At 37.6% G+C, this 12554-nt stretch carries 7 protein-coding genes, 1 pseudogene and 1 riboswitch; of the genes and pseudogenes, 1 reads left to right on the top strand and 7 read right to left on the bottom strand.

Annotation, left to right across the window (positions count from 1 at the left end):
• Positions 1-8: 8 nt before the first annotated feature.
• From DWZ33_RS12275 to DWZ33_RS12255, 5 genes are all read right to left on the bottom strand, one after another.
• Complete coding sequence (locus DWZ33_RS12275; RefSeq protein WP_022936480.1) at positions 9-800, bottom strand: ZIP family metal transporter; 792 nt, start codon at positions 798-800, stop codon at positions 9-11.
• Between the two features lie 345 nt (positions 801-1145).
• Complete coding sequence (locus DWZ33_RS12270) at positions 1146-2618, bottom strand: IS200/IS605 family accessory protein TnpB-related protein (RefSeq protein ID WP_118455014.1); 1473 nt, start codon at positions 2616-2618, stop codon at positions 1146-1148.
• Between the two features lie 279 nt (positions 2619-2897).
• Positions 2898-4253 carry an NCS2 family permease gene (locus tag DWZ33_RS12265; RefSeq protein WP_118455013.1) on the bottom strand — a complete coding sequence of 452 codons (1356 nt, stop codon included), beginning with the start codon at positions 4251-4253 and terminating at the stop codon, positions 2898-2900.
• Positions 4254-4315: 62 nt separating this feature from the next.
• A riboswitch (purine riboswitch) is annotated at positions 4316-4413 on the bottom strand.
• 145 nt (positions 4414-4558) lie between these two features.
• On the bottom strand, positions 4559-6169 hold the full coding sequence (gene groL / locus DWZ33_RS12260; RefSeq protein WP_118455012.1) for a chaperonin GroEL: 1611 nt from the start codon (positions 6167-6169) through the stop codon (positions 4559-4561).
• A gap of 21 nt (positions 6170-6190) precedes the next feature.
• Complete coding sequence (locus tag DWZ33_RS12255) at positions 6191-6472, bottom strand: co-chaperone GroES (RefSeq protein ID WP_022936475.1); 282 nt, start codon at positions 6470-6472, stop codon at positions 6191-6193.
• Between the two features lie 198 nt (positions 6473-6670).
• Between DWZ33_RS12255 and DWZ33_RS12250 the strand changes: the two genes are divergently transcribed.
• On the top strand, positions 6671-7156 hold the full coding sequence (locus tag DWZ33_RS12250; RefSeq protein ID WP_022936474.1) for a hypothetical protein: 486 nt from the start codon (positions 6671-6673) through the stop codon (positions 7154-7156).
• 153 nt (positions 7157-7309) lie between these two features.
• On the opposite strand, the gene DWZ33_RS12245 is transcribed toward DWZ33_RS12250, so the two are convergent.
• Both DWZ33_RS12245 and DWZ33_RS12240 read right to left on the bottom strand, forming a co-directional pair.
• On the bottom strand, positions 7310-9703 hold the full coding sequence (locus tag DWZ33_RS12245; RefSeq protein ID WP_118455011.1) for an N-acetylmuramoyl-L-alanine amidase family protein: 2394 nt from the start codon (positions 9701-9703) through the stop codon (positions 7310-7312).
• Between the two features lie 730 nt (positions 9704-10433).
• Positions 10434-12554: pseudogene (locus tag DWZ33_RS12240) on the bottom strand (hypothetical protein); the annotation flags it as partial.

Raw genomic sequence — 12554 nt, 5'->3', positions numbered from 1 at the left:
ACCGTTTTTTATCCCAATGCGACATCGAGAATCATCATAATCAGAAACCCAGCCATAACTCCCATCGTACCCAGATTGGAATGTTCGCCTAAATGTGCCTCTGGGATCAATTCCTCTACAACTACATAAATCATCGCACCAGCCGCAAATGATAACAGCCATGGCATATAAGGCGCGATCACACCAGCGATTAATACCGTCAAAATACCAAATACCGGTTCTACCAAGCCAGACAGACTGCCGCAGATAAAGGCTTTTGTCCGGCTCAATCCCTCCTGTCGCAATGGCAGTGAAACAGCGGCTCCCTCAGGAAAATTCTGTATGCCAATACCGATTGCCAATGCCATAGCAGCCGCGTACAATGCCGGATCACCGCCATGCTGAGCCGCTAGCGCGAAAGAGAGTCCTACAGCCATACCCTCTGGAATATTGTGCAATGTAACAGCAAAGATCAGCATCGTAGTTCTTTTCATTGAACTCTTCAAACCTTCCGGTTCATCAGAACCAGGGTGCAGATGCGGAAGCAGTGTATCCAATAAAAGTAAAAAACCAACCCCTAAAATAAAACCGCCCGCTGCCGGAACCCAGCCAATCTGACCTAATGATTCAGCTTCTTCAATCGCCGGAATCAAAAGACTCCAAACCGAAGCGGCAATCATTACCCCAGCCGCAAAACCTAAAAATATTTTCTGCGTGTTGCCGGTATTCTGCTTTTTAAACAAGAATACAATAGCAGCACCCAAGGTTGTCATAAGAAAGGTAAAGCCAGTTCCGCCGGCTGCCCATAAAATTGATTCCATAAATTACCTCCATCTATATTACTATGTACTTTCATAGTGTATTGTTAACTTAATCTAATTATAGGCTGACAGGCAACTTTTGGCAAATGAAACACAACAAGAAAATGATTTCCTTCAATCCTTCAGGAAATCATGCCATTAAAGATGACACCCAGCTGCCTTTCTCGCAACGCTGTTCCTTCCTGTATTTCAATGTCTCTCTCTTTCTACCTACCGGTATTGGAGTCGCACCCGAGCAAATCCTTACAGGAACTCTTTTTATCAGTTCAATGATTTCCATCAAGTAAACAGCCTTTTCTTCTAGTTTGGGTCTATTCAACTTGATTCATTGAACTGATTTTTATGTTATCTGAATAATGCTAATATGGCGGTTAGCTGACATTCTTTAATACTCGCTTTTCCTATATTCTTACCAATCGCTGCCCACTTCTCTGTTTGTGTTTGCTTTTCTTTTACGAATACTCGATATTCTCTCAAGATCTTCTCTTTATATCCGATCCCTTTTCTTGCGATCACATAACTCGCTGCCTGATGCACACTCATTCCCTTATCCCGTACATACTTCAATTTACCTATCAGTGACGTGTAAGCTGGATCGACTTTGATTACTTCTATTCCTTCATAAGCTGCTTTTCGCTCGATGGCTTCACTGATCTGTGAATAAGCAAACTCACTCAGCATTCGATTCAGTCCTTTTGGCTGATAACGCTGCTTTTGTTTTTTATCACTAAAGTCCAAGGCTTCCATCACTAATGGTTTATTGGTATGTACACATTCATGAATGATCTTACTTGCTGTTTCCGCAATCTCATGCTTTCGCTGATTCCTTGTCTTTCCCTTTAGCTTCATCGGCAGAATCTGCTGTCTGCACAGATTGCCTTGCCGATCGATGTGGGCAACCGCGATATGGTTAACATTGATGTCGATACCGATACTGCCTTCTTCCTTTTTGGTCATGATCATTTTGGGTTCCACCTCAATGATTGCTTTGATGATGAAATACTCACCATGATCATAGAGTTCATAAGCTACAGCTTTACCAGCGGTATTATGCGGTAATCTGACTGCTCTTTCTAATTTCTCTGCATGATGATAAAACTGGATCGGTAAATGAACTTCTTTCTCTGTGCTTCGATAAACCATGATCCCTGATTCAAGATGATATTTGAAGAGATTGTTACTGTATTTTCCCTGCCGTCTTCCCGTTATCAGCATTCGTTTTCTTCGCTCATACCGATAAGCTTCAAGATTTTTATGCAGCTTCTTCCTTGAACCAAAGCAAGCGGCTCTCACACCTAAGTTCAAATGATTCAGTTTATCCGTTTCCCGGTTTAATTTAAAGGTCAGCAACCCGATTCTATGTTTTAGCTGTTTGATATTCGGATTAACGATCTGTACCTCATACAAATAGTCTGCTTCACTAGTTTCATGTTCCTTGCTTTTTTGAATCAGCTGCTCTTTCTTTTTCTGCCAGTTCTGTAAAGTTTTGTTTTCCTTACGGACCTTCTCTTTGATTCTTTCAATCCGTTTAGTACATTCTTTCTTCAATCGCTGATTGATTTCGATATTACTTTTAAGCAGGGCTCTGGCTTCATGTATTGCAGATAAAGGAAAGTAATCATTCGTACCATATCTTGCTTTTAACTGTTTTTCTAAAGAGACAGTTTCTTTGAAACCATGAAAACAAGTTAAATAGAGTTTCTTATAAGCGGTATGAAGCATTGAGTTATACAGGATCAAATCCTTCTTAATACAATTCGCATCTTCTTCTGATAACTCTTTATAATAGAAGCGATTTGAATAAGATAAACACTTCATTGATGTTCCCCTCCCCTTGAACAAAAAAGCATCCACTGAGATTCGATAGATACAAAGGAAACTAGGTGATGCTTATATGAAATTTAATGATTAAATAGATTGTTTTTTGTTACTTATAGTATACCATATTCACACGATAATTTCATCCGTTTTTATCATTTTTTTGATACCTCTTCATAATGAGATATTTAACCTTTGATACTTGAAAATGAAATTTCCTATAAAACAAAAAGAAAAAAGCCGGCAGCCGCCAGCTTTGTAAATATTAATTTAATTTTATTAAATAAAGATAAAACGAGCAATAAAGATTAAAATCAATACCCACATTGAAATATGGACTTCTTTAACCTTACCAGTTGCAATCTGAGCAATGCCATAAGTAATAAAGCCTAAAGCAATACCATCAGAAATACTTGACGCGCATACCATCATGATTACAGTAATGAAGCAAGGCGCAGCCAGAGCCAGATCCGTCCAATCGATTTCTCTCAGCTGCTGAACCATCAGCACACCGACAATGATTAATGCAGGTGAGGTAACCGGTGAAAGGAAATACTGTGTTTCACCAATCATTACTGGTACAGAATTAAATACGCTCAGCAATGGTGTAAAGAATACTGCTAATAAGAAGAGCACACCTGTCACCACAGCTGTAAGACCTGTACGGCCGCCGGCAGCAACACCTGAAGTTGATTCAACAAAAGATGTAACTGTTGAAGTACCTAATACAGCGCCGACACAAGTACCGACAGAGTCTGCCACAAATGCTTGTTCAGCATTGATCAATTCACCTTTTTCATCGATCAGATCAATACGGCTTGCGATGGCAACTAAAGTGCCGGCTGTATCGAAGAAATCGACAAATAGGAAAGAGAATAATACTAAAATCAAATCAGTATGTGAGAATAAAGTGCTGAAGCCTTCAGTAAATGCCATGAAGGTAGGCATTGCAGGTATGCTGTCAACGACACCGCTTGGCATAGCAGGCATGCCGGATACACCCAACATTCCCAAAACAACACCAACCACTGCTGTGATAATCAAACCATAGAATACAGCCGCGTTTACCTTACGAATCAGCAATACAACAGTAACGACGATGCCGAAAAGACACAGAGCTACCGTTGGATCAGTGAAAGGTCCAAGGCCTACATAGGTAGAGGCATTCGCAACTACGATACCCGCATTCTTCAAGCCGATGAAAGCGATAAAGAAACCGATACCGGCACCAATCGCAGCTTTTAAATGCTTTGGAATCGCATTGACAACCATTTTTCTTAAGCCGGTTACAGATATAATAAAGAAAATTACACCAGATAATAATACAACGGCTAATGCTTCCTGCCATGTATAACCATACTGGAAGCAGACAGTATATGTAAATAATGCATTAACGCCCATACCAGGAGCCAGTGAAACTGGATAATTTGCCAATAGTCCCATTAAAATACTAGCAATACCAGAAGAAATAGCCGTAGCAAGGAATACTGAATTGAAATCCATACCTGTTGCTGACAGCATATTCGGGTTTACCCCAAGAATGTACGCCATGGTAAGAAAAGTAGTAACACCGGCAATAATTTCTGTCTTAACCGATGTATGCTTTTCCTTAAGTTTAAATAACTTTTCTAACATTGTTCAATCCCTCTTTCTGTTTTGTTCGGCATATAAAAAAGCTTTCATTGACCACAATGAAAGCAAAAAGATGCTTTCACCATAGTCCGGCATTTACGGTGCCAGGTAGAAACGCTTCCCCTTATCAGAAGCTTATATGATGAACAAATACCTTACTATTATATCGAAATATGACTGACAGTTCAATTGTAAAATCTGCCTTTTTATCAATAAATTTAAGCTTTTTCAATGATCATTTAACATCTTTAAAAATGTAAGCCCTGTCATCTGTAAAACAAGAAAAAGAGGGAATTTCCCTCTTTAGATTAATAATCCATTGGCGGAGCGATTGGTTCCTTCTTTTCCGGTAATTCAGCCACAGCTGCTTCCGTTGTCAGGAATAATGCAGCAATGCTTGCGGCATTCAATAAAGCGCTCTTTGTAACTTTAGCCGGATCAATGATACCTGCTGAGAACATATCCACCCATTGACCAAGTTTTGCATCGAAACCAACATTAGGTTTAGCAGCTTTCTGCATTGCGACAATATCATCACCATTATAACCAGCATTCTCAGCAATCTGATAAACCGGAATTAATAATGAATCAAGAACTACGCTGAAGCCTCTCTGTACATCAGTAACCTCTGATTTCAATACATCTTTTAATTCATTGTATACTTCCACTAATACTGCGCCGCCGCCGATAACCGTACCTTCAGCAACCGCTGCCTTGGTAGCATTTAATGCATCCTCGATGCGCAGTTTCTTTTCTTTTAATTCACTTTCTGTAGCGGCACCAACTTTAATTACAGCAACACCGCCAGCCAGCTTAGCTAAACGTTCAGCAAATTTCTTCTTATCAAATTCGCTTTCTGCATTATCCATCTGATTGTGGATTTCGTCAGTTCTAGCTTCAACAGCAGCCTTATCACCAGCGCCGTTGATAATTGTCGTCGTATCTTTATTTACTAAGATCTTACCCGCAGAACCTAAATCAGTAATATCCATTTCTTTCAGATCCATATTCAGATCTTTAGCATAGAATTTAGCGCCCGTTAAGATTGCGATATCCTGCAGCATTTCTTTCTGATTGTCACCAAAGCCAGGTGCTTTAACCGCTACAACATTGAATGTACCGCGCAGTTTATTAACAATTAATGTTGATACTACATCGTTATCATAATCTTCAGCAATCATCAATAATGGTTTGCCTGATTGTACTACTTTTTCAAGTACCGGCAGAATTTCCTGAATTGTGGAAATCTTTTGATCAGTAACCATAATTAAGGCATTGTCGATTTCGATTGACATTGTTTCGCGATTGCTTACCATGTAAGGTGAAACATAGCCTTTATCAAACTGCATACCTTCAACAACTTCTAATTCAGTATCAAAGCCTTTAGATTCATCTACAGTGATTACACCGTCTTTGCCAACCTTTTCCATTGCTTCAGCAATAAAGCCGCCGATTTCAGTGCTGCCTGCAGAAATTGAAGCAACTGATGCGATATCATTGTTAGTTTCTACTTTGTGTGCCTTGCTTAATAAAATCTTAGCTGCTTCTTTGCTGGCTTTATCGATACCTTCACGCATCAATACAGGGTTAGCTCCCTTTTCAACCATCTTTAATCCTTTATGAATCATTGACTGAGCTAAAAGGGTAGCTGTTGTAGTACCGTCACCAGCTGTATCATTTGTCTTAGCTGCTACCTCATAAACTAATTTAGCACCCATATTAGCAAATTTATCAGCACATTCAATTTCTTTTGCGATACTTACACCATCATTAGTAATCAATGGTGAGCCATAACCCTTATCCAAAACTACATTACGGCCTTTAGGACCCAATGTTACTTTTACTGAATCGGCAAGGATATCTACACCCTGCAGCATTGCCTCTCTTGCATCTTTAGAAAAACGTACTTCCTTACTCATATCATTTTCCTCGCTTTCTTATTATTCCATGATTCCTAAGATATCACTTTCAGGAACCAAGATATATTCAACATCATCTACTTTAACTTCAGTACCTGAATACTTTTTATAAACTACTTTATCATTAACAGCCACAGTCGGTTTTACTAATTGTCCATCCACCAGCTTTCCCTCGCCAACAGCTTTAACAATCGCATAGGAAGGTTTTTCTTTTGAAGCTTCAGTCAAAACGATACCGCTTGCTGTTTTCTTTTCAGCCTCTACTTTTTCCAACAGAACATAATCATGTAATGGTTTAATCATTAAGTATTCCTCCTTTTTGGCACTCTCACTATCTTTGTGCTAACTCATATTATACTCAATTCTAGCACTCTGTCAATACGTCTGCTAAAACTTTTTATATATTTTGCTATTTCATTCCAGTATTACAATGCTGTCATAATGATTGTAATTTCATGAGAATAAATTATAATAAGAATATCTTATAAGGAGGATTCGTTTATGTATTATGAACCACATAAATCATCAATAGCTAATCTGGATGCAAATCTTGTAGCTTTATTTGTTTATTTAATACCGATGCTGGTTGGCTTTGCCTTTCATGCCTCAGCTTTAGCTTGGATTATTCCACTTGTTGTTTTCTTTGTTGAGAAAGACAGCGATTTGGTTAAATTCCATTGTGTTCAGGCTGTCATGCTGGTATTTATTCCCGGTGTTCTTTCATTTATTATTTCAATGATTACAGCTATTATTGGCGGTACTGCCATGGTAACTGGTTGGTTTGTTAGCTTTTCAGGGATTATGTCATTGTTAACCGGAAGTGTTTTTGGAATTATTTTATTAGTATTTGGCTTAATTACCGGCATTATTGCTTTAGTATTTTTTGTCTTTAAAGTAATTGCGATGATTAAAGCCTACAATTATATCGCTTATGAAGTACCTGTAATTGGCAAGATTGCATCAATAATTGTGAATGGATCACATTAAAAGTTTATGGGGCTGAATCGAACCAGATTTGAATGATGCCCCATTCCCTCTCTTTTTATATATATGTAGAAAAGTGCTGAAACTTGATTGTTCAGCACTTTTTTATGTAAACAAATCACAGGGGGTTAGCCTGTGATTGTTTGAATTTATTGATTATTCAGTTGCTGGAGCAGTCGGAACTTCTTCTTCTTTCTCCTCTTCGTTATTTGAAGTTGTTGAATCATTCACAGTATTATCTTCTGTATTTGATTCATCAGTATTCTCTATATTATCTACATCTTCAGGAAGAGAACCATTAGTTGAATCATTTGTCTCTTCTTCATGTTCTGATATGATTTTACTATTAGTATCTATCTTGCTATAATCTGTTAATCCGGTGATATCTGTGTGCTCAGGTCCAACTAAAACCTTAGAAGCAACAAAATCACAGCCATCATTAACATTAAGAATCGCACTATGTCCATTTCTACCATATACATAAATTTGAACTAATTGAATGTTCTCTGTATCTGCCGATAATTTCTGAGTATGTTCACCAGTAATTGTTACATAATCAAGAGTTAAAACAGAATCAGACTTATACGTATCTGAACCAAATCTATCCCCAACTACAATTGGAGCGCAAGGCAATTCATTGCCACCTCCCCAATTACCAGTTAAGTAATCCTTATCTTTACCAAATGCATCAGTATAATGAATTTTTGTATTAGTAACTGTTGCATTGCCAGCTCTAACTACTAATGTTTGACGATTTCCATATAATTCTGAATTTTTAATTATTAAGCTACCTGGAACATTTATTAATACTGTCGCATCATCGTTATCTTTAGCATCTTCTGTGTCTGTTTCATTATTTCCTGTTGTTTTTAAAATACTATCTTCAATCAAAATTTCAAAATTATAATTATCTTCAGAGCCCGCATTTGTTCCAACTGCATAAGTTCCAGCGTTAATTTCAGAATGATTTTTTACTATTACTTTTGAAGCATTACCTTGAGGTGATAATGCGGAAGCATTTGTATCCATCTTTACATTATCTAATGTAATACTTCCATCCTTACCTACAATAAACACAGAATCTGAACCATCTATTTTATTTTTACTTGTTATATTACCATTCTTAAAGACAATACTCTTGTTTATATATGAAAATTTAGTTGAGACAGTTTTACCTTTATTATTTATATAATGAACACTTGAAAGTGTTAAAGTTTTACCATTTAAATCGATGATGATCTCTTTCTTACTTGTATCAGAAAGCAATTGATCATAAAACCCAAGTTCAACACTGTCAACACCAGTTTTTGTCAATGTTAATGTAATATCATTTTGAAGAACAATATGATCATTATCCTTTGAATCCATAATTGCTGTTTTCAAAGAGCCATCATCTGTTACTGTGTGTGTAGTGTAGCTTGGTGTTACAGAACCGCTTCCTCCACTTGAAGATCCACCTGTTGATGGTTTATTTACTTCTGGTGCTTTCTCAACATCCTTGCCTGTTTCTACGTCCTTGATAACTGTATCCTTGCCAGCTTCTACGCCATCAACATTCGCTTCTACCTTGTTGACAGTTCCTTTACCATCAATACTTACTGGTGCGTCGGCTGTCAATGTGCCTACTGTACTGCCTTTTGATACTTCAATGGCTGTATCTTTTGCACTTTCTGTTACTACTACATTCTTAACATCGGCATTTACCTTGATTTGAGTGTCTGTCTTTACTTCTAGGCTTTCCACCGGTGCTTGGATATCAACACTTGCATATGTCCGTGTACTTACTTCCTGTGCAGGAACTTCGATAACTACTTCTCCCTTTGTTGTTGACTGGACTTCAATCTTCTCTACTTCCCCTTTGAAGTTCTTATCCGGTGTTACCGCAGCTGTTTCTTCCAATACGATCGTCTTAACTTCTGTTTCGCCGCTTAATACGACTTCTGTATTTCTTGTCTGCGTACTGATTGCTTCAATCTTTGAATCAGTGATCGTTAACTTACCGGCTGTTTGGTTGTCACCAATGACAACTAATTTACCTTTTACAGTTATACCTTTTAATTCTAATGCTTTGGCTGTTGTCACATCAACATAGAGGTTACCTTCAATAACTTCACCCTCTAATGCTTCTGGATCTGTTAATACTACTGATTTTGATTCAGCTAATGGAATGGCTTTGCCATCTTCAGTCAACTCATAACCGTCTTTGACATAATCCTTCGCCATAACACCGGTACCTTTAATATAATAGCGGGCACCGTTATCCTCTACCCAAGCATCTGCCTGCATAACACCGGATTCACCCATGAAATACCAATGCTCATTGGAAGCGATCCAGCCAGTACGCATTGCTCCGTTATCATCGAAAGCATACCAGCAGTTATTGTCTTTGATCCAACCCTTGGCTATACTGCCATCTTCCTTAACATAAGACCATGTGCCGTTGTTATTGACCCATTGAGCCTCAGCCGCTCTGATTGGCATTGCCGCTGAACAGAGCATTGCAGCTATGACTAAAGCAGTCATCGCTGACTTTGTTTTGTTTGATTTCATTTTAATCACCTCCCCAGGTATTGAAAGAATGTCTTAAAAGGTATACTTTATACCACACTGAAGGAGAGACAAAAAACAACTGTGAAAGTGCATAAAAAAGCCTGCGAGCCTTTACAAACGACTCAAAAATGCCTATAATGAAAGAGAAATATAGTGTCTCAAAAGGTATACTTTTTAAGACACTACACTATAATGTGATTATTATTAACGATCATATATCTCTGTGTTTTTATCTTTTATAATCAAAAAAGTAAGTTTATAAGCTAAAATAAAAGCCGAATCAGTGCAGATATTAATTCCGCATAATTCGGCTTTCTTATCCTTTATACTGCTTAAGTGCATTAATTTATCCATCAGCAATCTTTCCACAAAGTTACCGCTCACACTTTTATATATAAATATGTGTGTCTGAATCACACTTTTATTACACTATGCTTTTGAACTTAAATTCTATATGTTTAATAACGCTAAAAATATTCTGCGCGTTGGCTTAGAAATTGACACTAGATATTTCTGGGAATGAGAAAAGTTTCGCCTATCTTTATTTAGCCAAGGCTTTTCATCCTCCCGAATTTATCCGGGGCATTGAAAAGAGGAAAGATTTTTTTCATTCTTTCCTCTTCTTTTGTGTGTTTATTTTTGTTGCCACACCCTAGTTTACATTACCATTTGAATTTTACAGTTAGTTCAGTTTCTCGTTAGTCTCATTGTCAGACTCTTTAATATGGTATTATGCTTCTACTTGATTATCCTCAGTGTTATTGTCTAGATTATCATTATTAACTATTTGATTATCTTCTGAATTATTGTTATCTGATTGATTTTGATCATCGGTATTATTGATTTCAATCTCATTAGTAGTTTGTGATGGGTATGTGTAGCTATAGGCTCCATCTGAGTCAACCGTCCATGTGTCTATACTCTCATCTACAACAATTTTTACATTACCAGAGATAGTATTTTTAGATATAGTTATTTGAATATTATTTGCATTTGGAGAAGAATATCTAGTATCTAATAGAATTGCATCTGCATTTGATTTAATGGTAGCACCGCTGATATTAACAGTTAAATCACCGCTATATGCAGCATTATTTGGTTTGCCAAAGGCAAATGTTGACCAGAATGAACCTGATTGACCACTACCCCAATCTGCAGCTGAGTTATCAGAAGAGTTTTTTGTAGTAAATGTACCACCAGTAATAACCAAATTTCCTTGACGCATTTCCATACCGCCATCATTTCCGTTAAAAGTACCGCCAGTTATGGTTACTGTATTGGCTTTTGGTAAATAGAAAATATTTGTTTCTTTGCCCACAGTATTTATTTCACCACCGTTAATTGTGATAGTTTGTCCTGATTCAGTACCATTTGTTGCGATACCAAACCAGCTAGCATTAACTGTACCACCATTCATTACAAATTTACCATCTTGACCAACAGTAATGCCATTAACAGCTATGCTACTGTTTTCTATATTACCTGTTGCATCACCAATCACACCTGAGTTTAATGTCATTTTACCGCGTATTTTAATAGATTCATTATGATATGAATGATGTGAAAGAATAGTTGCTCCATCCACTGTAAAATTACCGCCTTCATTGACAAAAACTGTACAATAAGATGTGTCGTTTTTCAATGTACCGTTACCCGTTAATTTCAAAGTGCCATTTATAATTAAGCCACTATAATTTGCGCCTTTTTCACTGGCTTTAGCTTGAATCGTCAAGGTAAAGCCATCATTGATAGTTATTTCCACATTTCTATTTTCTGGAATCGTTAAGCTTGTATCTTTAGTTAAGGTAATATTACCAGCAACAATAATTTTATCAACACTAGTATTATCTAATGCAGCAAGTAATTCATTTTCATTATTTACTGTTTTAGTAATATAAGTAGGTCCTGTACTACCACCAGAACCACCAGTTGATGGTTTATTTACCTCTGGTGCTTGCTCAACATCCTTGCCTGTTTCTACATCTTTAATCACTGTATCCTTACCAGCTTCTACGCCGTCAACATTCGCTTCTACTTTTTCAATTGTTCCGCTTCCTTCAATTTTTACCGGAGCATCTGCTGTAATTGTGCCTACCGTACTGCCTTTTGATACTTCTACCTTCGTATCTTTTGCACTTTCTGTTACTACCACATTCTTAACGTCGGCATTTACCTTGATTTGTGTATCAGTCTTTACTTCAAGACTTTCTACCGGTGCTTGAATATCAACACTCGCATATGTCCGTGTACTTACTTCCTGTGCTGGTACTTCAATCACGATTTCACCTTTGGTTGTTGACTGGACTTCAATCTTCTCTACTTCACCCTTGAAGCTCTTATCAGGTGTTACCGCTGCTGTCTCTTCCAATACAATTGTCTTAACTTCTGTTTCGCCGCTTAATACGACTTCTGTATTTCTTGTCTGTGTACTGATTGCTTCAATCTTTGAATCAGTAATCGTTAATTTCCCGGCTGTTTGATTATCACCAATAACAACTAATTTGCCTTTTACAGTTACACCTTTCAGCTCTAATGCTTTCGCTGTTGTCACATCGACATAAAGGTTACCTTCAATGACTTCACCTTCTATTGCTTCTGGATCTGTTAATACTACCGATTTAGATTCAGCTAATGGAATGGCTTTGCCATCTTCAGTCAACTCATAACCGTCTTTGACATAATCCTTCGCCATAACACCGGTACCTTTAATATAATAGCGGGCACCGTTATCCTCTACCCAAGCATCTGCCTGCATGACACCGGATTCACCCATGAAGTACCAATGTTCATTCGAAGCGATCCAGCCGGTACGCATTGCTCCGTTATCATCGAAAGCATACCAGCAGTTATT

The sequence above is a fragment of the Dielma fastidiosa genome (genome assembly GCF_003475485.1).
Classification (GTDB): domain Bacteria; phylum Bacillota_I; class Bacilli_A; order Erysipelotrichales; family Erysipelotrichaceae; genus Dielma; species Dielma fastidiosa.
Note: the sequence above shows the minus strand (reverse complement) of the source record. Positions and strands in the feature narration are given on the sequence as shown.

Excerpts from the sequence above, each read along its gene's own strand:
- DWZ33_RS12275 (WP_022936480.1), bottom strand. The coding sequence starts at position 800 with ATGGAATCAATTTTATGGGCAGCCGGCGGAACTGGCTTTACCTTTCTT.
- DWZ33_RS12270 (WP_118455014.1), bottom strand. The coding sequence starts at position 2,618 with ATGAAGTGTTTATCTTATTCAAATCGCTTCTATTATAAAGAGTTATCA.
- DWZ33_RS12265 (WP_118455013.1), bottom strand. The coding sequence starts at position 4,253 with ATGTTAGAAAAGTTATTTAAACTTAAGGAAAAGCATACATCGGTTAAG.
- groL (WP_118455012.1), bottom strand. The coding sequence starts at position 6,169 with ATGAGTAAGGAAGTACGTTTTTCTAAAGATGCAAGAGAGGCAATGCTG.
- DWZ33_RS12255 (WP_022936475.1), bottom strand. The coding sequence starts at position 6,472 with ATGATTAAACCATTACATGATTATGTTCTGTTGGAAAAAGTAGAGGCT.
- DWZ33_RS12250 (WP_022936474.1), top strand. The coding sequence starts at position 6,671 with ATGTATTATGAACCACATAAATCATCAATAGCTAATCTGGATGCAAAT.
- DWZ33_RS12245 (WP_118455011.1), bottom strand. The coding sequence starts at position 9,703 with ATGAAATCAAACAAAACAAAGTCAGCGATGACTGCTTTAGTCATAGCT.